The sequence below is a fragment of the Caldimonas tepidiphila genome (genome assembly GCF_003569765.1).
Taxonomy (GTDB): domain Bacteria; phylum Pseudomonadota; class Gammaproteobacteria; order Burkholderiales; family Burkholderiaceae_C; genus Caldimonas; species Caldimonas tepidiphila.
The window spans coordinates 117,316-141,561 of the sequence record NZ_QXMG01000004.1 but is presented as its reverse complement, the minus strand read 5'-3'; the positions used below and the strand labels follow the sequence as shown (position 1 = coordinate 141,561).

Genomic DNA, 24,246 nt, shown 5'->3' with positions numbered 1-24,246 from the left:
CCTCTATCGCTGAGGTACCGAAGGCCCGCACCACTCAAGGGCATTGGGCAGGCTATAATCGACGGGTTTACCCGCAATCATCCCGCCTAGCGAAACTCCCCCCGTTTCCTCCGGACTCGGCTCGTCGAGCAGAGCTGGGCGCGCACCTACCCGGAGATCCCCCGTGCTGCCGCAACTGCCTCAAGCTCTTCTTGCACTCGCAGACGGCACGGTCTTTCTCGGCACCTCGATCGGCGCAGCCGGTCACACGGTGGGTGAGGTGGTGTTCAACACCGCCCTCACCGGCTACCAGGAAATCCTCACCGACCCCAGCTACTGCCGGCAGATCGTCACGCTGACGTATCCGCACATCGGCAACTACGGTGTCAACGAAGAGGACGTGGAAGCCACGAAAGTCCATGCCGCCGGCCTGATCATCAAGGACCTGCCGGTCCTCGAGTCGAACTTCCGCATGACCCGCACGTTGCCGCAGTACCTGCGCGACGAGGGCACCGTGGCGATCGCCGACATCGACACCCGCAAGCTCACGCGCATCCTGCGCGACCGCGGCGCGCAGAACGGCTGCATCGTCGCGCTGCCCGCCGGCGAGTCCGTCACGCAGCAGATCGTCGAGGAAGCCGTCGCCCAGGCCAAGGGCGCGCCGAGCATGGCGGGGCTGGACCTCGCCAAGGTCGTGAGCGTGCGCGAGCCCTACGAGTGGACCGAGACCGAGTGGAAGCTCGCCGGCGCCGAGGGCCGCACCGGCTACGGTCGCCTGGACCAGCCGCGCTTCCACGTCGTCGCCTACGACTACGGCGTGAAGTTCAACATCCTGCGCATGCTGGCCGAGCGCGGCTGCCGCATCACCGTGGTGCCGGCGCAGACGCCCGCCGCGGAAGTGCTGAAGTACAAGCCCGACGGCATCTTCCTGTCCAACGGCCCCGGCGACCCGGAGCCCTGCGACTACGCCATCGCCGCCTCGCGCGAGCTGATCGAGACTGGCATCCCGACCTTCGGCATCTGCCTGGGGCACCAGCTGATGGCGCTCGCCTCGGGTGCCAAGACCTTCAAGATGAAGTTCGGCCACCACGGCGCGAACCATCCGGTCAAGGACCTCGACAACGGCCGCGTCAGCATCACCAGCCAGAACCACGGCTTCGCCGTGGACGAGAAGAGCCTGCCGGCCAACCTGCGTCCGACCCATGTCAGCCTGTTCGACGGCACGCTGCAGGGCCTGGCCCGCACTGACAAGCCCGCGTTCTGCTTCCAGGGCCACCCGGAAGCCTCGCCCGGACCCCATGACATCGCCTATTTGTTCGACCGTTTCGTCGCGCTGATGGAGACCCGCAATGCCTAAGCGCACCGACCTGAAATCCATTCTCATCATCGGCGCCGGCCCGATCATCATCGGTCAGGCCTGCGAGTTCGACTACTCCGGCGTGCAGGCCTGCAAGGCGCTGCGCGAGGAGGGCTATCGCGTCATCCTGGTCAACAGCAACCCTGCGACCATCATGACCGACCCGAACATGGCGGACGCGACCTACATCGAGCCGATCACCTGGCAGGTGGTGGAGCGCATCATCGCCAAGGAGCGCCCGGACGCGATCCTGCCGACGATGGGCGGCCAGACCGCGCTCAACTGCGCGCTCGACCTGCACCGCAACGGCGTGCTCGAGAAGTACGGCGTCGAGATGATCGGCGCCAACGAGCACGCGATCGAGAAGGCCGAGGACCGCCTGAAGTTCAAGGACGCGATGACCAAGATCGGCCTGGATTCGGCCAAGTCGGGCATCGCGCACTCGATGGAGGATGCCTGGGCCGTGCAGAAGCGCATCCAGGCCGAGATCGGCGGCTCGGGCTTCCCGATGGTGATCCGCCCGAGCTTCACGCTCGGCGGCACCGGCGGCGGCATCGCCTACAACCCCGAGGAGTTCGAGGAGATCTGCAAGCGCGGGCTCGACCTGTCCCCGACCAAGGAGCTCCTGATCGAGGAGTCGCTGATCGGCTGGAAGGAGTACGAGATGGAGGTCGTCCGCGACAAGGCGGACAACTGCATCATCGTCTGCTCGATCGAGAACCTCGACCCGATGGGCATCCACACCGGCGACTCGATCACCGTGGCGCCCGCGCAGACGCTCACCGACAAGGAATACCAGCTGCTGCGCAACGCCTCGATCGCGATCCTGCGCGAGATCGGCGTGGACACCGGCGGCTCGAACGTGCAGTTCTCGATCAACCCGGACAACGGCCGCATGATCGTGATCGAGATGAACCCGCGCGTGAGCCGTTCTTCCGCCCTGGCGTCGAAGGCCACCGGCTTCCCGATCGCCAAGGTCGCCGCGAAGCTGTCGGTCGGCTACACGCTCGACGAGCTGCGCAACGACATCACCGGCGGCGCGACGCCCGCGAGCTTCGAGCCCTCGATCGACTACGTCGTCACCAAGATCCCGCGCTTCGCCTTCGAGAAGTTCCCGGCCGCGGACTCGCACCTGACGACGCAGATGAAGTCGGTCGGCGAGGTGATGGCGATGGGCCGCACCTTCCAGGAAAGCTTCCAGAAGGCGCTGCGCGGCCTCGAGACCGGCATCGACGGCCTGTCCGAGCGCTCCACCGACCGCGACGAGATCATCGAGGAGATCGGCGAGCCCGGCCCCGAGCGCATCCTCTACGTCGGCGACGCCTTCCGCATCGGCATGACGCTGCGCGAGGTGTTCGAGGAGACCCGCATCGACCCGTGGTTCCTGGCGCAGATCGAGCAGATCGTGCAGACCGAACAGCTGCTGGCGGGCCGCTCGCTCGAGAGCCTGTCGAAGGACGAGCTGCGCTTCCTCAAGCGCAAGGGCTTCTCCGACCGGCGCCTGGCCAAGCTGCTCGGCACCAACCAGCACGAGGTGCGCCGCGCACGCCACGCCCAGGGCGTGCGCCCGGTCTACAAGCGCGTCGACACCTGCGCGGCCGAGTTCGCGACGCAGACCGCCTACATGTACTCGAGCTACGACGACGAGTGCGAGGCGGCGCCGACGGACAAGAAGAAGATCATGGTGCTCGGTGGCGGCCCGAACCGCATCGGCCAGGGCATCGAGTTCGACTACTGCTGCGTCCACGCGGCCCTCGCGATGCGCGAGGACGGCTACGAGACCATCATGGTCAACTGCAACCCCGAGACCGTGTCGACCGACTACGACACCTCGGACCGCCTGTACTTCGAGCCGGTGACGCTCGAGGACGTGCTGGAGATCGTCGCGGTCGAGAAGCCGATCGGCGTGATCGTGCAGTACGGCGGCCAGACGCCGCTGAAGCTCGCGCTGGACCTGGAAGCCAACGGCGTGCCGATCATCGGCACCACGCCCGACAGCATCGACATCGCCGAGGACCGCGAGCGCTTCCAGCAGCTGCTGCACACGCTCGGCCTCAAGCAGCCGCCCAACCGCACCGCCCGCACCGAGGAGCAGGCGATCACGCTCGCCCGCGAGATCGGCTATCCGCTCGTGGTGCGTCCCAGCTACGTGCTCGGCGGCCGCGCGATGGAGATCGTGCACGGCAACAAGGACCTCGAGCGCTACATGCGCGAGGCGGTCAAGGTCTCCGAGAAGTCGCCGGTGCTGCTCGACCGCTTCCTCGACGACGCGATCGAGGTGGACGTCGACTGCCTGTGCGACGGCGAGGAGGTGATGATCGGCGGCATCATGGAGCACATCGAGCAGGCGGGCGTGCACTCCGGCGACTCGGCATGCTCGCTGCCGCCCTACTCGCTGCCGGCCGCGCTGCAGGACGAGCTGCGCCGCCAGACCGCGCTGATGGCCAAGGCGCTGAAGGTCGTGGGCCTGATGAACGTGCAGTTCGCGATCCAGGGCGAGGGCGACAAGGCCGTCGTCTACGTGCTGGAAGTGAACCCGCGCGCCTCGCGCACCGTGCCCTTCGTGTCCAAGGCCACCGGCCAGCCGCTGGCGAAGATCGCCGCGCGCTGCATGGCGGGCCAGAAGCTCAGGGACCAGAAGAGCCCCAACGGCCGTGCGCCGGCCGAGGTCGTGCCGCCGTACTTCAGCGTCAAGGAGGCGGTGTTCCCGTTCAACAAGTTCCCGGGCGTCGATCCGATCCTCGGCCCCGAGATGCGCTCCACCGGCGAGGTGATGGGCGTGGGCCGCAGCTTCGGCGAGGCGATGATCAAGAGCCAGCTCGGTGCGGGCTCGCGCCTGCCGGCCAAGGGCACGGTCTGCATCACGGTGAAGAACGCCGACAAGGAGCGCGCGGCGGCGGTCGCACGCGACCTGCACGAGCTGGGCTTCCAGGTCGTCGCGACCAAGGGCACGGCAGCGTCGATCGCGGCGGCCGGCGTGCCGGTGCGCGTGGTCAACAAGGTCAAGGATGGCCGTCCGCACATCGTCGACATGATCAAGGGCGGCGAGATCCAGCTCGTGTTCACGACGGTGGACGAGACGCGCACGGCGATCGCCGATTCGCGCCACATCCGCCAGGCGGCGCTCGCCAACCGCATCACCTACTACACGACGATGGCGGGCTGCGAGGCGGCGACCGAGGGCCTGAAGCACCAGGACGACCTGGAGGTCTACTCGGTGCAGGAACTGCACAAAGAGCTGAGCTAAACTAAGTCACCTAGAGTGACATCGATCGGCCGCCGCCGGCCCTCCTGAGAAGGAGAGTGGCGGCGGCTGATTTTTTGCTGTCGGAGAAAAAACACATGGCCACCATTCCCCTGACCAAGCGCGGCGCCGAGAAGCTGCGCGCGGAGCTGCACCGCCTGAAGACGGTCGAGCGTCCGGCCGTGATCAACGCGATCGCCGAGGCGCGCGCTCAGGGCGACCTGTCGGAGAACGCCGAGTACGACGCGGCCAAGGACAAGCAGGGCTTCATCGAGGGCCGCATCCTCGAGGTCGAGGGCAAGCTCGCCGCCGCGCAGATCATCGACCCGTCCGCGCTCGACGCGGGCGGCCGCGTGGTGTTCGGCGCCACCGTCGACCTGGAGGAGGAGGACAGCGGCGAGCAGGTCACCTACCAGATCGTCGGCGACGACGAGGCCGACCTGAAGCAGGGCCTGATCTCGGTGAGCTCGCCGATCGCGCGCGCGCTGATCGGCAAGGAGGCTGGCGACGTGGCCGAGGTGCGCGCACCGGGCGGCGTCAAGCACTACGAGATCGTCGAGGTCCGCTACATCTGAAGCCGGGGGCGCCGATGCTGCTGCGACTGCGCTGCCTGCTCGCCGGCCTGTGGGCCGGGCTGATCCTCACGCTCGGCGCGGTCGCCGCGCCAGCGCTGTTCGCGCTGCTCGAGCGCTCCGATGCCGGCCGCGTCGCGGGCCGCTACTTCATGATCGAGGCCTACGCGGGGCTCGCCGCGGGTGTGCTGCTGCTGCTGATCGAGCGGCAGTTGGCGGGCCGGGCGGCGGAGGCGGGAGCGGCGGGCTCGCGCTTCAGCCGCGAGATGCTGCTGGTGCTCGGCGCGCTGTTCTGCACCGTAGCCGGCTACTTCGCGCTGCAGCCGATGATGGAGCAGGCGCGGCAAGGGCAGGGCGCCTTGTCCTTCGGGCAACTGCACGGCATCTCGAGTGCGCTCTTCGTGCTGAAGGGGGCGCTGGTGCTGGCGCTGGCCTGGCGGGCAGCGCCGTCGGGGGCACGCTGAGACAGGGCGGCTCGCGTAGGCAGGAAACGAACCGGCCCGCGCATCGCGGGCCGGAGAACGAGGAGGGCGGAGGGCGCCTCTTCAGCTCAGCTCGCGTCGCCCTGCTTCTTCTTCACGCTGGACTGGTGGGTGCGGGCGCGCTTGATCTGGCCGCCCGGCGTGACGCGCTGGTTGCCCAGCACGGTGACCTTGCGAATCTCGGGGCGCTGGCCGCCGCGCTTCGAGTGCTTCACGATCTTCACGATCTTCGGGCCGGGCTTGCGGTCGTCGCGCTCGGACTTCTCCTTCTCGGGCTGGGGGCGCCACAGCACCAGCAGCTTGCCGATGTGCTGGATCGGGGCCGCATCGAGCTGGTCGCTGAGCTGCGCGAGCAGTTCCTCGCGCGCGGCGCGGTCGTCGGAGAAGACGCGGACCTTGATCAGGCCGTGGGCGTTCAGTGCGGTGTCGATCTCCTTGAGGACGGCGGGGGTCAGGCCCTCGCCGCCGATCAGGACGACCGGATCGAGATGGTGCGCGTCGGCACGCTTCTCCTTGCGCTGGGCAGGAGTCAATTGGATGGCTGGCATCCGCTTATTATCGTTGCTTCATGAAAATCAAGACCAAGAGCAAGAAGGTCAACAAGGCTTGGCTCAATGACCACCTCACCGATCCCTACGTCAAGCTGGCGCAGAAGGAGGGCTACCGGGCCCGTGCCGCGTACAAGCTCAAGGAGATCGACGAGGAGCTCAAGCTGATCAGGCCGGGGCAGGTCGTGGTGGACCTCGGCGCCGCCCCAGGCGCGTGGAGCCAGTACCTGCGGCGCAAGTTCGCGCCCAAGGAGGCCGGCAGCGGCGGCGCGGCGGTCGGCGAGCTCAACGGCACGATCATCGCGCTCGACCTGCTGGACTTCGAGCCGATCGAGGGCGTCACCTTCCTCCAGGGGGACTTCCGCGAGGAGGCGGTGCTGCGCGAGCTCGAGGCGGCGCTGGCGGGACGCCCTGTCGACGTGGTGGTGTCCGACATGGCGCCCAACCTGTCGGGCATCGAGAGCTCCGACGCGGCGCGCATCACGCACCTGGTCGAGCTGGCCGTCGAGTTCTCTCAGGCGCACCTGAAACCCCAGGGCGCGCTGGTCTGCAAGGTCTTCCACGGCAGCGGCTACAGCCAACTCGTTAAGCTGTTCAAGGACCACTTCCGTGTCGTCAAGCCGCTCAAGCCGAAGGCCTCGCGCGACAAATCCGCTGAAACCTTCCTGATCGGCATGGGTCTCAAGACCCAGGCACGAGAAGTGCCAGCAAGCACGAAAGGTACTGCTTGAAAAGAGTCTTGACAACTATCAATTCCATTGATTCAAGCGTGGGGAAGGCCGTCGGCTCCCTGCTCTTGACTGAACTAAAATTGCCCCCATCTGCCGGTCATTCAGGCAATACTTTTTCTAGGACTCAAAAGGAGCCGAGGTGAACAATCAGTGGTTCTCCAAAGTGGCTGTGTGGTTGGTGATAGCCCTCGTGCTCTTCACCGTCTTCAAGCAGTTCGACCGCAGCGCCACGGCGGCCGGCCAGATCGGCTATTCCGACTTCCTGGAGGAAGTTCGCAACAACCGCATCAAGAACGTCACGCTGCAGGAAGGCAACGGCGGCACCGACATCATTGCCATCACGCAGGACGACCGCCGCATCCGCACCACCGCGACCTATCTCGATCGCGGCTTGGTGGGCGACCTGATCAACAACGGCGTCAAGTTCGACGTCAAGCCGCGCGAGGAGCCCTCGCTGCTGATGAGCATCCTGATCTCCTGGGGTCCGATGCTGCTGCTGATCGGCGTCTGGATCTACTTCATGCGACAGATGCAGGGCGGCGGCAAGGGCGGCGCGTTCAGCTTCGGCAAGTCGAAGGCTCGCATGCTCGACGAGGCCAACAACAGCACCACGTTCTCGGACGTCGCCGGCTGCGACGAGGCCAAGGAGGAGGTGAAGGAGCTGGTCGACTTCCTGAAGGACCCGCAGAAGTTCCAGAAGCTCGGCGGCCGCATCCCGCGTGGCGTGCTGCTGGTCGGCCCTCCGGGCACCGGCAAGACGCTGCTCGCGAAGGCGATCGCCGGTGAGGCCAAGGTGCCGTTCTTCAGCATCTCCGGTTCCGACTTTGTCGAGATGTTCGTCGGCGTCGGCGCGGCGCGGGTGCGCGACATGTTCGAGCAGGCCAAGAAGAGCGCGCCCTGCATCATCTTCATCGACGAGATCGACGCGGTCGGTCGTCACCGCGGCGCGGGCCTCGGCGGCGGCAACGACGAGCGCGAGCAGACCCTCAACCAGATGCTGGTCGAGATGGACGGCTTCGAGACCAACCTCGGCGTGATCGTGATGGCGGCGACCAACCGGCCCGATATCCTCGACCCGGCGCTGCTGCGCCCGGGCCGTTTCGACCGCCAGGTCTACGTGACGCTGCCCGACGTGCGCGGCCGCGAGCAGATCCTCAACGTGCACATGCGCAAGGTGCCGATCGGCCAGGACATCCGCGCCGACATCCTCGCGCGCGGCACGCCGGGCTTCTCGGGCGCCGATCTCGCCAACCTGGTCAACGAGGCTGCGCTGTTCGCCGCACGCCGCAACGGCCGCGTGGTGGAGATGGTCGACTTCGAGCGCGCCAAGGACAAGATCATGATGGGCCCCGAGCGCAAGTCCATGGTCATGCCGGAGGAGGAGCGCCGCAACACCGCCTACCACGAGGCAGGCCATGCGCTGGTCGCGCGCCTGATGCCCAAGACCGACCCGGTCCACAAGGTGACGGTGATCCCGCGCGGCCGTGCGCTCGGCGTGACGATGCAGCTGCCCGAGAACGACCGCTACAGCATGGACAAGGAGCGCATGCTGTCGACGATCTCGGTGCTGTTCGGCGGGCGCATCGCGGAAGAGGTGTTCATGAACCAGATGACCACCGGCGCGAGCAACGACTTCGAGCGCGCGACCCAGATCGCCCGCGACATGGTCACGCGCTACGGCATGACGGACGAGCTCGGCCCGATGGTCTACGCCGAGAACGAGGGCGAGGTCTTCCTCGGCCGCACGGTCACGAAGCAGGTCAACGTGTCCGAGCAGACGATGCAGAAGGTCGACGCCCAGATCCGCAAGATCATCGACGAGCAGTACGCGATCGCCCGCCGGCACATCGAGGAGAACAAGGACAAGATGCACGCGATGGCCAAGGCGCTGATGGAGTGGGAAACTATCGACGCCGAGCAGATCGACGACATCATGTCCGGCCGCCCGCCGCGCCCGCCCAAGGACTGGACGCCCGGCAACACCAAGGGCGGCAGCGGCAACCCGCCGCCGGTCAACACCGACGGTGCGCCCGCGGCCGCCTGATCCGGCGCGCGTCAAGCACGGCAGCAAACGGGGCTTCGGCCCCGTTTCTTTTGGGCCCTCGCAGTGACGGCCCCCACTCGACTCCTGAAGGCCTCACGCCGCATGCACTGGACCACCACCCGCTTCGAGATCGACCTGAGCCAGCCGAAGGTGATGGGCATCGTCAACGTCACCCCCGACTCCTTCTCCGACGGCGGCACGCACGCCGATGCGCGCGGCGCGCTCGCGCACTGCGAGCAACTGCTGCGCGAGGGCGCCGACATCCTGGACATCGGCGGCGAATCGAGCCGGCCCGGCGCGCCGCCGCTGCCGCTGGATGACGAACTCGCGCGCGTGCTGCCGGTGCTGCGCGAGGCGGTGCGGCTCGGCGTGCCGGTCTCGGTCGATACCTACAAGCCGGAGGTGATGCGCGCGGCGCTCGAGCTCGGCGCGGACATCGTCAACGACATCTTCGCGCTGCGGGCGCCGGGTGCCGTGGACGCGGTGGCGGCCCATCCGCGCTGCGGCGTCTGCCTCATGCACATGCAGGGCGAGCCGCGCTCGATGCAGGCGTCTCCGGCCTACGGGGACGTCGTCGCAGAGGTCGGGGCCTTCCTTTCGGAGCATGCCCGGGCCCTGCAGGCGCGGGGCGTCACGGCGAGCCGCATCGTGCTGGACCCGGGCATCGGCTTCGGCAAGACGGTGGCCCACAACTACGAGCTGCTGGCCCGGCAGCGCGAGCTGCTCGGGCTGGGATATCCGCTGCTCGCCGGCTGGTCGCGCAAGTCCTCGCTGGGAGCGGTCACCGGGCGGCCGGTGGACGAGCGGCAGACGGCCAGCGTCGCGGCGGCACTGGCCGCGGTGCTGCACGGCGCGCGCGTCGTGCGCGTGCACGATGTCGCGATGACCGTCGACGCCCTGCGAGTGTGGGGGGCGGCAGGCCTGCCGGGGCTGAGACAATCCCCGGCAACCCCAGGACATTGAGGAGTAGTTGATGGGCAGGCAGTATTTCGGCACGGACGGCATTCGCGGCACGGTCGGCCAGGCGCCGATCACCCCGGACTTCATGCTGCGCCTCGGCCACGCGGTGGGCCGGGTGCTCAAGCGCAGCGAGGCGAGGCCGACGGTACTGATCGGCAAGGACACGCGCATCTCGGGCTACATGCTCGAATCGGCGCTGGAGGCGGGCTTCGCCTCGGCGGGCGTCGACGTGCTGCTGTGCGGTCCGCTGCCGACGCCGGGCGTCGCCTACCTGACGCGCGCGCTGCGGCGCGACCTCGGCGTGGTGATCAGCGCCTCGCACAACCCCTTCGGCGACAACGGCATCAAGTTCTTCTCGGCCCGCGGCGAGAAGCTCCCCGACGAGTGGGAGGAGGCGGTCGAGGCCGCGCTCGAGCAGCCGCCGCAGTGGGCGGACTCCGCGACGCTGGGCAAGGCGCGCCGGCTCGAGGACGCGCAGGGCCGCTACATCGAGTTCTGCAAGAGCACCGTCGGCGGCGAGCTGTCGCTGAAGGGCCTGAAGGTGGTCATCGATGCCGCCCACGGTGCGGCCTACCAGGTCGCGCCCAACGTCTTCCACGAGCTCGGCGCCGAGGTGCACGCGATCGGCTGCGCGCCTGACGGCGTGAACATCAACGAGGATTGCGGCGCCACGCACCCGCAGGCGCTGGTCGACGCGGTGCGGGCGCAGGGGGCGGACTACGGCATCGCGCTCGACGGCGACGCCGACCGGCTGCAGCTGGTGGACCGCGACGGCCGGCTCTACAACGGCGACGAGCTGCTCTACGTGCTGGCGGTGGACCGCCTCGCGCAGGGCGAGCGGGTGCCCGGGGCAGTCGGCACGCTGATGACGAACATGGCGGTGGAGCTCGCGCTCAAGGCGCGGGACGTCGAGCTGGTGCGCGCGAAGGTGGGCGACCGCTACGTGCTGGAGGAGCTGGTCGCGCGCGGCTGGCAGCTCGGCGGCGAGGGCTCGGGCCACCTGCTGGTGCTCGACCGCCACACCACCGGCGACGGCATCGTCAGCGCGCTGCAGGCGCTGCAGGCGGTGATCCGCTCGGGCCGCACGCTGGCCGAGCTGCTCGAGGACGTGACGCTGTTCCCGCAGGTGCTGGTCAACGTGCGCCTGCAGCCGGGCCAGAACTGGCGCGACAACCCGCGCCTGGCAGCCGAGCAGGAGGCCGTGGTCGCCGAACTCGGCAACCAGGGCCGCGTGCTGATCCGGCCCTCCGGCACCGAGCCGCTGGTGCGCGTGATGGTCGAGGCGCGCGACGCCGGGCAGGCGCGCCGCTGCGCAGAGCGGCTCGCCGCGACGCTGCGCGACTGAGCCTGCCGGGGAGCGCCGGCGGCAGGAGCCGCCTGCCGGGCTGCCCGGCAGGGCCGTCGGCTCGTTCAGGCCCCGTGTCCAGGCCGCCCCGCGCGCGAGCAGGGGGCGCATGCGCCCCGTGTCCCGTCCCGGCGCCTGCTGCCCGTTTTCCCCCGGCTGAAGACCGGGAATCGAAAAAACGGGCCGAGTGCCGGCCGGCCGGCACCCCGCAGCCGTGCGCGCCGCAAGGAGCGCACGCGCTTCACTTCTTCTTCGGCGGCATCAGCACGCGGTCGATCACGTGCACCACGCCGTTGGCGGCGGCCACGTCCGCTTGCGTCACCATCGCATCCTCGACGGTCACGAAGCTGCCGGCGCGCGACAGCGCGACCTCGCCACCCTGCACCGTCTTGGCGCTGCCGACACCCACCTCGCTCGATGCGGTGCGGGTCGGGAGCACGTGATAGCTCAGCAGTTCCTTGAGACGCTCGCGATCGCCGGCCAGCGCCTGCAGCTCGGCTGCGGGCAGCGCGCGGAAGGCCTCGTCGCTCGGCGCGAACACCGTGTAGGGGCCCGACCCGCGCAGCGTCGGCGCCAGCCCGGCCTGGTCGAGCAGGCGCGACAGCGTCGCGAGTTGCGGGTGGGCCGCGGCGGTGTCGGCCACCGTCTTCGGCTGGGACTGAGGGGTCGCGCAGCCGGCCAGGGCGGCCAGCAGCAGCGTGGCGGCGAGCATCGGGAACTGTTTCTTCATGGAGGCTCCGTGAGAGGGTTTCGCCGCGCTCGGCGCGAGTCCGCGGCACCCCGGCAGCCTAGGAACCGGATGTGACGAATCGGTGAAGCATTCGTGACAGCGCCGTCATCTCGCTTCTCCGCCGGCAAGGCCTGTCATTTGCTGTCACATACGCGTCACAAAGCATGCCTACAGTGCGACGCCGTTGCATATCCGTTTTCCTGATGAAAGGTGCCAACATGAAATCGTTCTCGATGCGTTCCGGTCTCGCCGTCCTGGCTTTCGCGGGGCTGGCCTCCGCGGCGGGCGCTCAGGATGTGACGGGTGCCGGCGCGACCTTCCCGGCGCCGGTGTATGCCAAGTGGGCCGACGCCTACAACAAGGCCACGGGCGTGCGCATCAATTACCAGTCGGTCGGCTCGGGCGCAGGCCTGAAGCAGATCCGCTCGAAGACGGTGGACTTCGGCGCGTCCGACATGCCGCTGAAGGACGAGGAGCTGGCGCAGGACGGCCTGATCCAGTTCCCGACCGTGATCGGCGGCGTCGTGCCGGTGGTCAACATCAAGGGCATCGCCCCGGGTCAGGTCCGCATGAACGGCCAGGTGCTGGGCGACATCTACCTGGGCAAGATCACCAAGTGGAACGACCCGGCGCTGACCGCGCTGAACCCGGGCGTGCCGCTGCCGGACGCGCAGATCGCCGTGGTGCGCCGCGCCGACGGCTCGGGCACCAGCTTCATCTTCACGAACTACCTCTCGAAGGTGAACGCCGAGTGGAAGTCGAAGGTGGGCGAGGGCACCGCCGTCAAGTGGCCGACCGGCGCCGGCGGCAAGGGCAACGAGGGCGTGTCGGCCTTCGTGATGCGCCTGCCGAACTCGATCGGTTACGTCGAGTACGCCTACGCCAAGCAGAACAAGATGTCGCACGTGCTGCTGCGCAACCGCGACGGCAACTTCGTGGCCCCCGAGGACACGAACTTCAAGGCGGCGGCGGCAGGCGCCGACTGGAGCAAGAGCTTCTACCAGATCCTGACCGAGCAGCCGGGCAAGGACGCGTGGCCGATCACCGGCGCGACCTTCATCATGATGCACAAGGCGCAGGACAAGCCGGCGCAGGCGACGGCCGCGCTGAAGTTCTTCGACTGGGCCTATGCCAACGGCGACAAGACCGCGGCCGAGCTCGAGTACGTGCCGCTGCCCGACGCCGTGAAGGGCCTGGTGCGCAAGCAGTGGGGCGAGATCAAGGATGCGAGCGGCAAGGCCGTAGCGCTCAAGTGATCGTCACCTGAGATCCAGCCGGCCGGGGGCGTTTCATACGCCCCCGTTTCTTTGAGCATCGGAGAGAAATCGCGTGGCCGCTACACTTCCTGCCTCCCAATACAAGACCTCCAAGGAAATGGAACGTTCCGAACCGCGCGGCGAGCCGCCTGTGGCGCGCCGTGCTTCGCCCTGGGCGGACACGCTGTTCTCCGTGCTCGCCCATGGCGCAGCGCTGCTGACGCTGCTGCTGCTCGTCGCCATCATCGGCTCGCTGGTCCATGGCGCGATGCCGGCCATCCGCGAGTACGGCCTCAGCTTCCTGTGGCGCAGCGAGTGGGACCCTGTGCAGGACAGCTACGGCGGCCTGGTGATGATCTACGGCACGCTGGCGACCTCGATCATCGCGCTGATCATCGCCGTGCCGGTGAGCTTCGGCATCGCGCTGTTCCTGACGGAGCTGTCGCCCAACTGGCTGCGCCGCCCGCTCGGCATCGCGGTCGAATTGCTCGCCGCGGTGCCCTCGATCGTCTACGGCATGTGGGGCCTGCTCGTGTTCGGCCCCCTGCTCGCGACCTACGTGCAGCAGCCGCTGCAGTCGCTGCTCGGCGGCGTGCCCTACCTCGGCGCACTGGTGCAGGGCCCGCCGGTGGGCATCGGCATCCTGTCGGCCGGCATCATCCTCGCGATCATGGTCATCCCCTTCATCTCGTCGGTGATGCGCGACGTGTTCGAGGTGACGCCGCCGATGCTCAAGGAGTCGGCCTACGGCCTGGGCTCGACCACCTGGGAGGTGGTCTACCGCGTCGTGCTGCCCTACACCAAGACAGGTGTCGTCGGCGGCATCATGCTCGGCCTCGGCCGCGCGCTCGGCGAGACGATGGCGGTCACCTTCGTGATCGGCAACATGAACCAGCTCGACTCGCTGTCGCTGTTCGAGCCGGCCAACAGCATCACGTCGGCGCTGGCCAACGAGTTCGCCGAGGCCGGCGAGGGCCTGCACCAGGCATCGCTGATCTACCTCGGCCTGGTGCTGTTCTTCATCACCTTCTGCGTGCTGGCGGCCTCCAAGGTGCTGCTGGCGCGCCTCAAGAAAGGCGAGGGCGCGCGCTCATGAGTCTCCTCTCCGCAAACCATGACGGCCGCATGGCCAAGCACCGCCGCCGCAAGAGCGTCAACGCGGTCGCGCTGACGCTGTCCCTCGCGGCGATGGCCTTCGGCGTGTTCTGGCTGCTGTGGATCCTGTTCGAGACGGTGCGCCTCGGCATCGGGGGCATCACGCTGCATCTCTTCACCGAGATGACGCCGCCGCCCCAGGAGGACATCGGAGGCCTGGCCAACGCGATCTTCGGCTCGCTGCTGATGGTGACGCTCGCGACGCTGATCGGCACGCCGATCGGCATCCTCGCCGGCATCTACCTCTCCGAGTACGGCCAGCGCAGCTGGCTCGGCAGCGCCACGCGCTTCATCAACGACATCCTGCTGTCGGCGCCGTCGATCGTGATCGGCCTGTTCATCTACGCGGTCGTCGTCGCGCAGGTGAAGTCCTTCTCGGGCTGGGCCGGCGTGCTGGCGCTGGCGCTGATCGTCATCCCGGTCGTGATCCGCACCACCGAGAACATGCTGAGCCTGGTGCCCAACGCGCTGCGCGAGGCCGCCTACGCGCTCGGCACGCCGAAGTGGAAGGTGATCTCGACGATCACGCTCAAGGCCGCGCGTGCCGGCGTCGTGACCGGCGTGCTGCTCGCGATCGCGCGCATCTCGGGCGAGACCGCGCCGCTGCTGTTCACGGCGCTGTCCAATCAGTTCTGGACCACGAGCCTTTCCGAGCCGATGGCGAGCCTGCCGGTGACGATCTTCAAGTTCGCGATGAGCCCCTACGAGAACTGGCAGAAGCTGGCCTGGGCGGGCGTGTTCCTGATCACGCTGGGCGTGCTCGCGCTCAACATCCTGGCGCGCGTGCTGTTCCGCAAGAAACATTGAGATCGAGAAAAGGTCTGACAGAGATGGACACGAAAGTCGAATCGAGCCCCGTGGTAAAGCAGAAGCTGTCGGTGCGTGACCTCAACTTCTACTACGGCAGCTTCCACGCGCTCAAGCACATCAGCCTCGACATCCCGGAGAAGAAGGTCACCGCCTTCATCGGCCCTTCGGGCTGCGGCAAGTCGACGCTGCTGCGCACCTTCAACCGCATGTTCGAGCTCTACCCGGAGCAGCGCGCCGAGGGGCAGATCCTGCTCGACGGCGAGGACATCCTCAAGAGCAAGCTCGACGTGTCGCTGATCCGCGCCAAGGTCGGCATGGTCTTCCAGAAGCCCACGCCCTTCCCGATGTCGATCTACGACAACATCGCCTTCGGCGTGCGGCTGTTCGAGACGCTGCCGCGCGTCGAGATGGACGAGCGGGTGGAGTGGGCGCTGAGGAAGGCCGCGCTGTGGAACGAGGTCAAGGACAAGCTCAACCAGAGCGGCTCGGGCCTGTCCGGCGGCCAGCAGCAGCGCCTGTGCATCGCGCGCGGCATCGCGATCAAGCCCGAGGTGCTGCTGCTCGACGAGCCCTGCTCGGCGCTCGACCCGATCTCCACCGGCAAGATCGAGGAGCTGATCGGCGAGCTCAAGCAGGACTACACGGTGGTGATCGTCACGCACAACATGCAGCAGGCCGCGCGCTGCTCGGACTACACCGCCTACATGTACCTGGGCGACCTGATCGAGTTCGGGCCGACCTCCGACCTGTTCATGAAGCCGAAGAAGAAGGACACCGAGGACTACATCACCGGCCGTTTCGGCTGATGATGCGGTTGTCAGCCCTTCGTCCCCACCTTCCCATCGGAGCCCCCCATGAGCGACAAGCACCTTTCCACCCAGTTTGACGCCGAACTCAGCGGCATCTCCACCCGCGTGCTCGAGATGGGCGGGCTGGTCGAGTCCCAGGTGGCGCAGGCGCTGTACGCGCTGACGCAGTTCAGCGGCGAGGCCGCCAACCAAGTGATCGCGGAGGAGGAGCGGGTCAACGCGATGGAGATCGACATCGATCGCGCGCTCTCGACGATCATCGCCCGCCGCCAGCCCACCGCGCGCGACCTGCGGCTGCTGATCGCGATCTCCAAGACGATCAACAACCTCGAGCGCGTCGGCGACGAGGCCGCGCGCATCGCGCGCACCGTGTTGCGCCTGATCAGCACCGGCGTGTCCACCCGGCTGCCGGTGTCGGACGTGTCCTTCGAGGGCAACCTCGCGATCGAGCAGTTGCGCAAGGCGCTCGACGCCTTCGCGCGGCTCGACGTGAACAAGGCGCTCGAGGTGATGAAGCAGGACGACCAGATCGACCAGGAGTTCGACGGCCTGATGCGCATGCTCATCACCTACATGATGGAGGACCCGCGCACCATCTCCGCGTCGATCGACCTGGTGTTCGTCGCGAAGGCGATCGAGCGCGTCGGCGACCACGCGAAGAACCTCGCCGAGCAGATCATCTACATCGTCAAGGGCGCCGACGTGCGCCACCTGCCGATGGCCAACGTCGAGTCCTACATCAAGTGAACGCCCGGGCAGGAGCTGCACGATGAGCCGAGTGCTGGTGGTCGAGGACGAGAGCGCGATCGCGGAGCTGGTCGCGCTGAACCTGCGCCATGCGGGATACGAGGTCACGGTGGCGCCGGACGCGGCCCGCGCGATCGCCGAGGTCGACCGGGTGCTGCCCGACCTGGTGCTGCTGGACTGGATGCTGCCGGGCTCGAGCGGCCTCGCGCTCGCCAAGCGCTGGCGCACCGAGACCCGCACGCGCGAGCTGCCGATCATCATGCTGACCGCGCGCGGCGACGAGCCCGACAAGGTGGCCGGGCTCGATGCCGGGGCCGACGACTACCTGACCAAGCCCTTCTCGCCGAACGAGCTGATGGCGCGCATCCGCGCCGTGCTGCGCCGCAAGGCACCCGAGGCGCTCGACTCGGCGGTGCAGGTCGGGCCGCTGCGGCTCGACCCGGCCACGCGGCGCGTCTCGCGCGGCGACATCGAGGTCAAGGTCGGCCCGACCGAGTTCCGGCTGCTGCACTTCTTCATGACGCACCCGGAGCGCGTGCACAGCCGCGCGCAGCTGCTCGACCGCGTCTGGGGAGACCACGTCTTCATCGAGGAGCGCACGGTGGACGTGCACGTCAAGCGCTTGCGCGAGGCGCTGGCGCCGGCCCAGTGCTCGCAGATGATCGAGACGGTGCGAGGTGCCGGCTACCGCCTGAGCGCGCAGCAGCAGCCCGCGGCGGCGGCCTGAGCGCGGCGACGGCATGAGCTGGCTGCTGCCCCGCATCCTCGCGGCGTTGTTGTGCGGGCTGCTCGGCGCAAGCCTCGGCGCCTGGCTGGGTCAGCTGCTCGATGCCCCGCTGCTCGGCGCCATCGTCGGCGCGGGCGGGCTCGGCGCGCTGCTGGGCTTCTTCGACACGCTGCGCGCCTACCGGCTGGTGGCCTGGCTGCGCGGCTCCCAGCGCCAGGCCGCGCCCCGCACCACCGGCATGTGGGGCGAGCTCGGCTACCGCATCGAGCGCGCGCTGCGCCAGCGCGAGCTGGGGGCGCAGCAGGAGCGCGACCGCCTGTCGCAGTTCCTGTCGGCCGTCGAGGCCTCGCCCAACGGCGTGCTGCTGCTCGACGCCAGCGACCAGATCGAATGGGCCAACCGCACCGCGGCCGAGCACTTCGGGCTCGACCCGGTGAGGGACCGCCAGCAGCGGGTGACGAACCTGGTGCGCGCGCCGGCCTTCGTGGCCTACCTGCAGGGCGGCCACTTCGACGAGCCGGTGGTGTTCCCGCGGCCGCAGGGCCGCGGCACGCTGTCGGTGCTGGCCCAGCGCTACGGCGAGGGCATGACGCTCGTGCTGTCGCAGGACATCACCGAGCGCGAGCGCGCCGACACGATGCGCCGCGACTTCGTCGCCAACGTCTCGCACGAGATCCGCACGCCGCTGACGGTGCTGGCCGGCTTCATCGAGACGATGAGCTCGCTGCCGCTCACCGAGGTCGAGCGCAAGCGCGTGCTCGACCTGATGGGCCAGCAGGCGCGGCGCATGCAGACGCTGGTGGCCGACCTGCTGACGCTGGCGCAACTCGAGGGCAGCCCCCGGCCGCCCTCGGATCGCTGGGTGCCGGTGGCGCGGCTGCTGGCACAGGTCGAGGGCGACGCGCGCGGCCTGTCGCAGGAGCGCCACCGCATCGAGACGCAGTGCGACGGCGGCACGATGCTGGTCGCGGGAGCCGAGGGCGAGCTGCTCAGCGCCTGGTCCAACCTCGTCAGCAACGCGATCCGCTACACCCCGCCGGGCGGCACGATCCGCATCGGCTGGCGGCTGCTGCCCGACGGCAGCGGCGAGTTCTCCGTGCGCGACACCGGCATCGGCATCGCGCGTGAGCACCTGCCGCGCCTGACCGAGCGCTTCTACCGCGTCGACGGCAGCCGCTCGCGCGAGACCGGCGGCACCGGGCTCGGCCTGTCGATCGTCAAGCACGTGGTGCAGCGCCACGGCGGCGAGCTGCATGCCGACAGCGAGCCGGGCAAGGGCTCGCTGTTCCGCCTCGTCTTCCCGGCGATGCGGGTGCGCACGCCCGAGGCCGTGGCGGGCGAGCTTCAGTCGGCGGCGCGCGCCGCCAGCGACGCGGCCGAGACGCGCTGATACAGCGCAACCAGCAGCGCCGCCACCAGCCCGAGCGCGAGCGCATTCATCAGCCAGAAGCCGGGCGCGCCGTGCAGCGCCGCCGGCACGGCGCCGGGCAGGTCGAAGGCGAGCAGGTAGCCTCCGCCGAGGCCCAGTCCCCACAGCGACAGCGCGTAGGCCAGCGCCGGCAGCAGCGCGACGCGGAACGAGCGCAGCGCGAAGGCGGCCGTGACCTGCATCGCGTCGAAGAGCTGGTAGGCGGCGATGAAGACGAAGAGCTGCAGTGCCGCCTGCTGCACCGCCGGGTCCGGCGTGTAGATCCTCACCAGCGGCTGCCTGAGCGCATACAGCAGCAGCCCGAGCGTCACCGACAGCGCGAGCGAGAGCCCGATCCCCTGCCACCCGGCGTTGCGCGCCTGCTCCGCCTGCCCGGCGCCGCGCAGCTGGGCCACCGTGGCCGAGGTCGCGACGGCGATCGACAGCGGCAGCATGTAGGCGACGCTCGCGACGTTGGCGACGATCTGGTGGCCGGCCAGCGCCCCGGTGCCGAAATGCGAGATGAACAGCGCCATCATCGTGAAGGCGGTGACCTCGATGAAGTAGCTGGCGCCGGTGGGCAGCCCCAGGCGCAGCAGCTCGCGCTGCTCGTGCCAGCGCGGCCCGCGCCAGCCGCTCCACAGCCGGAAGGGCCGGTAGATCGGGTGGCGCCGCAGCATCGCGAGCCCGAACAGCAGCAGCAGCGCGTTGATCGCCACGGTCGCCATCGCGCAACCGACCGCGCCGAAGGCCGGCAGGCCCCAGCCGCCGAAGATCAGCCAGGCGTTGAGCGGCACCTTCAGCGCCAGCGCGCCGAGCTGCAGCGAGGCCACCAGCAGCGGCCGCGAGATGCCCTGGTTGAGCCCGCTGTAGCAGCGGAACAGCAGCGCCAGCGGCAGGCCCCAGGCGAGCCAGCCGAGATAGTCGCCGGCGCGCTGCGCCACCTCGGGCGTGGCGCGGGCCAGCGACAGCAGCGGCCCGGACCACAGCATCGCCGCCATGCCGGGCAGCGCGACGAGCAGCGCGAGGTACACCGCCTGCCGGAAGGTCTCCCCGACCTGCTCGGGCTCGTCGGCGCCGTGGTGGTGGCCGACGATCGGGATCAGTGCCTGCACGACGCCGGTGAGCCCGACGTATAGGCTGATGTAGAGCGCCGCGCCGATCGACAGCGCGGCGAGGTCCTCGGAGGCGAAGCGCCCGGTCATCACCGTGTCCGCGACGCCGAAGCCGATGGTGGCAAGCTGTCCGATCAGGATCGAGCCCGCGTGGCGGGCAATGCGGCGAAGGTGCTGCATCAGCGCGGCGCCGCCTCCCCGGCGCGGCGGAAGACATAGGTGAACTCGTTGCGTTCGGCCGGCCGGCGTTCGCGGCCGACCAGCGTCCAGCGTTCTCCCGGCTGCGGCACGCGGCCGGCCCGGCCGAGCACCATCAGGTAGGGGCAGTGCTCCGGCACCGCGCTCGAGCCGGCGTGGACCTGCCAGCCGCCGTGGTACTCGAGCGCCGCGATCTGTCCGAGCGACAGGCCACGGGTCTGCACGCAGGCGCCGGACGGCACGTGGGCGGCAAGCCGCTCGACCAGTGCCCGGTAGCTGCGCGCATAGTCCAGCGCCGGCAACCATAGCGTCATCAGCAGCAGCCAGCACAGCGCCACGCCGCCGGCGGGCAGCACCAGGCTGCGCCACAGGGCCTCGCGATGGCGGCCTGCGCGCCAGCCCACCAGCGCCAGCCAGGCGAGCGTGCCGAGGGCCGCGAGCAGCAGCGCGAGCACCGAGAACGAGGGCTCGAAGCCGGGCAGCAGCCGCGCCACGTTGGCCGCAGGCTTGGCTGGCACGCCGGTCTGCATCGCCAGGTAGATCACCCAGATCGCGAGCGCGCAGACGCTGAAGAAGAATACCGAGAACCAGTCGACGGCCGATGCGACGCTGCGCCGCAGCGTCGGCAGCGCGAAGGCGGCGAGCACCGCGAGCGGCGGCAGCGCGAGCAGCAGCGCCCGGTCCGAGCCGCCCGACAGCGCCGACGAGACGATCGCCACGGCCGCGAGCGTCCATGGCACCGCAATATGGCGCTGCAGCAGGTGGTGGCGCCAGCGCCACAGCGTCCAGACGGCCAGCACCCATGCCGGCCAGATGAACCACAGCAGCAGGCGGACGAACCGCCTCGCCTCGGGCGCGGCGAGCTGCCAGCGCCACAGGTCGACGACAGTGGCGAGCAGGGCCGCGAGCACCATGGCCGCGAGCACCCAGGGCACGAAGCGCTGCGCCGGCGTGTAGCTGGAGCGCAGGCACACGATCAGGCCGACCGCGCCGAGCGCCTGCGCGATGGCGGGCGCCCCGCTGCCGGCCAGCAGCGGCAGCGCCAGCAGCACCGCGACCCGCGATTTCCCGCCGCGGAAGGGGCTCGCCGCCAGCGCGTAGAGGAACATCGCGGTGCCGAAGAGTTGCAGCAGCTCCGGCGTCGTCTCGTGGCCGAGTTGCAGCAGGCCGAGCGTCGCGATCAGCGCGAGCACCGAGCCGTCGGCGACGGCGCGCGCGTAGTCCGCGGGCGCGGGCTCGCCGCCGAAGGCGAAGGCCACCGGCTGCGCGGCGTCGGTGCGCGCGAGGTGATAGCACGCGTACCACGTCAGCATCAGCACGCCCGCGAGCAGCAGCGCGAACGGCAGCCGTGCCGCGAGCGCCGGATCGAGCAGGCCGCCGAGCAGCCGGATGAACAGCGCGCCGAGCCAGTAGGGAAACAGCCCGTCCTCCGCGCCCAGGCCGCCCATCGCGGGACTGAGCAGCCCGGTGGCGCCCGTCGCGATGCGTTGCATGAAGCCGAAGGCGGCGATGTCGGCGTTGCGCCAGGGATCGCGGCCGAACAGGCCGGGAAGCACGTAGGCGGCGCAGAACAGCAGCAGCGCGAGGCGCGGCAGGCGCTGTGCGGCGCGTTCGGTGACGAGGGCGGGCGAGGGGCGGTTCAAGTGGGGCGGAGGGGGCAGGGCAGGGACGGAGGGCGGTGCGGCGACGCCGATCATGCAGCAATTCGGCGTCTTGCACAGCCGGGCGCCGCAGGAGTGCGCAGGCAAAAAAAAAGCAGCTGGCTCGGGCCAGGCTGCCTTTTCGACGGGGCGCTCGGGGCGCCGTCCGGACCGCGGGTTACTTCTTGAGGCCGACGCGGGCGAACTTGTTGCGGAACTTCTCGACGCGGCCACCCAGGGAGTCCACGCTCTTCTGCGTGCCGGTGTAGAAGGGGTGCGACTCGCTGGAGGTCTCCAGCTTGAAGAGCGGCAGCTCGCGGCCGTCTTCCATCTTGATCATCTCGCGCGCCGGCGCGCACGAGCGCGTCACGAACTTGAAGCCGTTGGACTGGTCCAGGAAGCAGACGTCGCGGTAGTTGGGGTGGATGCCTTGTTTCATGAGAGCGCTTTTCTCGATGCGCCGGGAGCCACTGCGCCCTATGCGCAGCACTTTCCGGTAAGCGTAAAAACCCGGGATTATAGACGGACCGCGGCTCAGCCGCCGCGGCGCATCATGTCGAAGAAGTCGTGGTTGGTCTTGGTGGACTTCATCTTGTCGAGGATGAACTCCATCGCCGCGATCTCGTCCATCGGGTAGAGCAGCTTGCGCAGGATCCAGGTCTTCTGCAGGATCTCCGGGCGCAGCAGCAACTCCTCGCGGCGCGTGCCAGACTTGTTCAGCATGATCGACGGGTAGACGCGCTTCTCGGCCATGCGGCGGTCCAGGTGGATCTCGCAGTTGCCGGTGCCCTTGAACTCCTCGTAGATCACCTCGTCCATGCGGCTGCCGGTGTCGATCAGCGCGGTGCCGATGATGGTCAGCGAGCCACCTTCCTCGATGTTGCGCGCCGCGCCGAAGAAGCGCTTGGGGCGCTGCAGCGCGTTGGCGTCCACGCCGCCGGTGAGCACCTTGCCGGAGGACGGCAGCACGTTGTTGTAGGCGCGCGCGAGGCGCGTGATCGAGTCGAGCAGGATCACGACGTCCTTCCTGAGCTCCACCAGGCGCTTGGCGCGCTCGATCACCATCTCGGCGACCTGCACGTGGCGCTGCGCCGGCTCGTCGAAGGTCGAGCTGATGACCTCGCCGCGCACCGTGCGCTGCATCTCGGTCACTTCCTCGGGGCGCTCGTCCACGAGCAGCACGATCAGGTAGACGTCCGGATGGTTCGCGGTGATCGCGTGCGCGAGGTGCTGCATCATCACCGTCTTGCCCGACTTGGGCGGCGCCACCAGCAGCGCGCGCTGGCCTTTGCCGATCGGCGCGATCAGGTCGATGATGCGACTGGTGATGTTCTCGTCGCCCTTGATGTCGCGTTCGAGCCTGAACTGTTCCTTCGGGAACAGCGGGGTCAGGTTCTCGAACATGATCTTGTGCTTGCTCTCCTCGGGCGTGAGGCCGTTGACGCGGTCGACCTTCACGAGCGCGAAGTAGCGCTCGCCGTCCTTCGGGACCCGCACCTCGCCCTCGATCGCGTCGCCGGTGTGCAGGTTGAAGCGGCGGATCTGGCTCGGCGACAGGTAGATGTCGTCGGTGCTCGCGAGGTAGCTGGTCTCGGGCGAGCGCAGGAAGCCGAAGCCGTCGGGCAGCACTTCGAGCACGCCGTCGCCGAAGATCTGCTCGCCCTGCTTGGCGCGCTTCTTCATGATCGCGAACATCAGCTCCTGCTTGCGCAGGCGGCCGGTGTTCTCGATCTCCAGCGACTCGGCCATCTTGATGAGTTCCGAGACGTGCAGGAGCTTGAGTTCTGAGAGTTGCATGGGTGAGCACCCTGGGTCGGTGGCCGTCGCTGTGCCAAGGACGAAAGCCAGTATCGGATGGTCGTGGACCGCACAGTGAGGCAGGAGGCCTGCCGCTGAGCGGAAACCCGCGTCAATCGCGTCGCAAACGAATCGAAAAGCGCAGGAGTTTGGTGCCGACCCTGCGCGCCGGGCATCGGGCGCAGTGGCGAATCTCGCAGCGCCGGACCCGCTGCTTGGGGAAACCGGATCCGGCGCTCTGGGTGCTGATTATAGGTGACTGTCGAGGAAGGCGGTCAACTGGGCCTTCGACAGCGCCCCCACCTTGGTGGCGGCGAGCTGGCCGCCCTTGAAGAGCATCAGCGTCGGGATGCCGCGGATGCCGAACTTGGCAGGGACCTCGCGGTTCTCGTCGACGTTCATCTTCGCGATCCGCACGCGCCCGTCGTAGTCCTTGGCGACCTCGTCGAGGATCGGCGCGATCATCTTGCAGGGACCGCACCACTCGGCCCAGTAGTCCACCAGCACAGGCCGGTCGGCCTGCAGCACGTCGGCGTCGAAGGACGCGTCCGAGATGTGTTTGATCAGATCGCTGCTCATTGAAATATCCTCA

The 24,246-nt window shown here is 68.8% G+C and carries 22 protein-coding genes; 15 read left to right on the top strand and 7 right to left on the bottom strand.

The annotated features are described in order from the left end of the window. Positions 1-163 precede the first annotated feature (163 nt). From carA to D3A59_RS08320, 4 genes are all read left to right on the top strand, one after another. The gene (carA, locus tag D3A59_RS08335; protein WP_119154451.1) at positions 164-1,336 is read left to right on the top strand and encodes a glutamine-hydrolyzing carbamoyl-phosphate synthase small subunit; all 1,173 of its coding nucleotides are present in this window, start codon (positions 164-166) and stop codon (positions 1,334-1,336) included. Beyond that, complete coding sequence (carB, locus tag D3A59_RS08330) at positions 1,329-4,583, top strand: carbamoyl-phosphate synthase large subunit (RefSeq protein ID WP_119154450.1); 3,255 nt, start codon at positions 1,329-1,331, stop codon at positions 4,581-4,583. The genes carA and carB overlap by 8 nt, the downstream gene beginning before the upstream one ends. A gap of 95 nt (positions 4,584-4,678) precedes the next feature. After that, complete coding sequence (gene greA / locus D3A59_RS08325) at positions 4,679-5,155, top strand: transcription elongation factor GreA (protein WP_119154449.1); 477 nt, start codon at positions 4,679-4,681, stop codon at positions 5,153-5,155. A 14-nt stretch (positions 5,156-5,169) separates the two neighbouring features. Continuing rightward, on the top strand, positions 5,170-5,616 hold the full coding sequence (locus tag D3A59_RS08320) for a DUF4149 domain-containing protein (protein WP_119154448.1): 447 nt from the start codon (positions 5,170-5,172) through the stop codon (positions 5,614-5,616). A gap of 86 nt (positions 5,617-5,702) precedes the next feature. On the opposite strand, the gene D3A59_RS08315 is transcribed toward D3A59_RS08320, so the two are convergent. Next, complete coding sequence (locus D3A59_RS08315) at positions 5,703-6,182, bottom strand: YhbY family RNA-binding protein (protein ID WP_119154447.1); 480 nt, start codon at positions 6,180-6,182, stop codon at positions 5,703-5,705. Positions 6,183-6,202: 20 nt separating this feature from the next. On the opposite strand from D3A59_RS08315, the gene D3A59_RS08310 reads away from it, so the two are divergent. The 4 genes from D3A59_RS08310 to glmM all read left to right on the top strand — a co-directional run bounded on the left by D3A59_RS08310 (position 6,203) and on the right by glmM (position 11,262). Then, positions 6,203-6,913 (top strand): RlmE family RNA methyltransferase, encoded by a 711-nt coding sequence (locus tag D3A59_RS08310; RefSeq protein ID WP_119154446.1) that lies wholly within the window; start codon positions 6,203-6,205, stop codon positions 6,911-6,913. Between the two features lie 139 nt (positions 6,914-7,052). Continuing rightward, a complete protein-coding gene (gene ftsH, locus D3A59_RS08305; protein WP_119154445.1) occupies positions 7,053-8,957 on the top strand; it encodes an ATP-dependent zinc metalloprotease FtsH in 1,905 nt (634 codons plus the stop codon). A gap of 102 nt (positions 8,958-9,059) precedes the next feature. Beyond that, a complete protein-coding gene (gene folP / locus D3A59_RS08300) occupies positions 9,060-9,920 on the top strand; it encodes a dihydropteroate synthase (protein ID WP_119154444.1) in 861 nt (286 codons plus the stop codon). Between the two features lie 10 nt (positions 9,921-9,930). After that, positions 9,931-11,262 carry a phosphoglucosamine mutase gene (gene glmM / locus D3A59_RS08295; protein ID WP_119154443.1) on the top strand — a complete coding sequence of 444 codons (1,332 nt, stop codon included), beginning with the start codon at positions 9,931-9,933 and terminating at the stop codon, positions 11,260-11,262. A 241-nt stretch (positions 11,263-11,503) separates the two neighbouring features. Here the strand turns inward: glmM and D3A59_RS08290 are convergent, their stop codons facing one another. Beyond that, positions 11,504-11,992, bottom strand: coding sequence for a fasciclin domain-containing protein (locus D3A59_RS08290; RefSeq protein ID WP_119154442.1), 489 nt, complete (start codon positions 11,990-11,992; stop codon positions 11,504-11,506). A 218-nt stretch (positions 11,993-12,210) separates the two neighbouring features. Between D3A59_RS08290 and pstS the strand changes: the two genes are divergently transcribed. The 7 genes from pstS to phoR all read left to right on the top strand — a co-directional run bounded on the left by pstS (position 12,211) and on the right by phoR (position 18,886). Further along, positions 12,211-13,248 carry a phosphate ABC transporter substrate-binding protein PstS gene (gene pstS / locus D3A59_RS08285; RefSeq protein ID WP_119154441.1) on the top strand — a complete coding sequence of 346 codons (1,038 nt, stop codon included), beginning with the start codon at positions 12,211-12,213 and terminating at the stop codon, positions 13,246-13,248. Positions 13,249-13,366: 118 nt separating this feature from the next. Beyond that, positions 13,367-14,344, top strand: a complete 978-nt coding sequence (gene pstC / locus D3A59_RS08280) for a phosphate ABC transporter permease PstC (protein WP_119154440.1) — start codon at positions 13,367-13,369, stop codon at positions 14,342-14,344. Beyond that, positions 14,341-15,210, top strand: coding sequence for a phosphate ABC transporter permease PstA (pstA, locus tag D3A59_RS08275; protein WP_119154439.1), 870 nt, complete (start codon positions 14,341-14,343; stop codon positions 15,208-15,210). Before pstC ends, pstA begins: the two co-directional genes overlap by 4 nt. A gap of 23 nt (positions 15,211-15,233) precedes the next feature. Further along, positions 15,234-16,019 (top strand): phosphate ABC transporter ATP-binding protein PstB, encoded by a 786-nt coding sequence (gene pstB, locus D3A59_RS08270; protein WP_119154438.1) that lies wholly within the window; start codon positions 15,234-15,236, stop codon positions 16,017-16,019. 48 nt (positions 16,020-16,067) lie between these two features. Then, positions 16,068-16,769, top strand: coding sequence for a phosphate signaling complex protein PhoU (phoU, locus tag D3A59_RS08265; RefSeq protein ID WP_119154437.1), 702 nt, complete (start codon positions 16,068-16,070; stop codon positions 16,767-16,769). Positions 16,770-16,791: 22 nt separating this feature from the next. Beyond that, positions 16,792-17,496 carry a phosphate regulon transcriptional regulator PhoB gene (gene phoB / locus D3A59_RS08260; RefSeq protein WP_119154436.1) on the top strand — a complete coding sequence of 235 codons (705 nt, stop codon included), beginning with the start codon at positions 16,792-16,794 and terminating at the stop codon, positions 17,494-17,496. A 13-nt stretch (positions 17,497-17,509) separates the two neighbouring features. Beyond that, positions 17,510-18,886 carry a phosphate regulon sensor histidine kinase PhoR gene (gene phoR / locus D3A59_RS08255; protein ID WP_119154435.1) on the top strand — a complete coding sequence of 459 codons (1,377 nt, stop codon included), beginning with the start codon at positions 17,510-17,512 and terminating at the stop codon, positions 18,884-18,886. Here phoR and D3A59_RS08250 read toward each other — a convergent pair. The 5 genes from D3A59_RS08250 to trxA form a co-directional block, all read right to left on the bottom strand. After that, positions 18,841-20,199, bottom strand: a complete 1,359-nt coding sequence (locus D3A59_RS08250) for an MATE family efflux transporter (RefSeq protein WP_119154434.1) — start codon at positions 20,197-20,199, stop codon at positions 18,841-18,843. The genes phoR and D3A59_RS08250 overlap by 46 nt on opposite strands. Continuing rightward, positions 20,199-21,860: a hypothetical protein gene (locus D3A59_RS08245; RefSeq protein ID WP_119154477.1), complete on the bottom strand. Its 1,662-nt coding sequence runs from the start codon at positions 21,858-21,860 to the stop codon at positions 20,199-20,201. The genes D3A59_RS08250 and D3A59_RS08245 overlap by 1 nt, the downstream gene beginning before the upstream one ends. A 175-nt stretch (positions 21,861-22,035) precedes the next feature. Next, positions 22,036-22,296 carry a type B 50S ribosomal protein L31 gene (locus D3A59_RS08240; RefSeq protein ID WP_119154433.1) on the bottom strand — a complete coding sequence of 87 codons (261 nt, stop codon included), beginning with the start codon at positions 22,294-22,296 and terminating at the stop codon, positions 22,036-22,038. 95 nt (positions 22,297-22,391) lie between these two features. Continuing rightward, the gene (gene rho / locus D3A59_RS08235) at positions 22,392-23,654 is read right to left on the bottom strand and encodes a transcription termination factor Rho (RefSeq protein ID WP_119154432.1); all 1,263 of its coding nucleotides are present in this window, start codon (positions 23,652-23,654) and stop codon (positions 22,392-22,394) included. 249 nt (positions 23,655-23,903) lie between these two features. Then, positions 23,904-24,233, bottom strand: a complete 330-nt coding sequence (gene trxA / locus D3A59_RS08230) for a thioredoxin TrxA (protein ID WP_119154431.1) — start codon at positions 24,231-24,233, stop codon at positions 23,904-23,906. Positions 24,234-24,246: the final 13 nt, after the last annotated feature.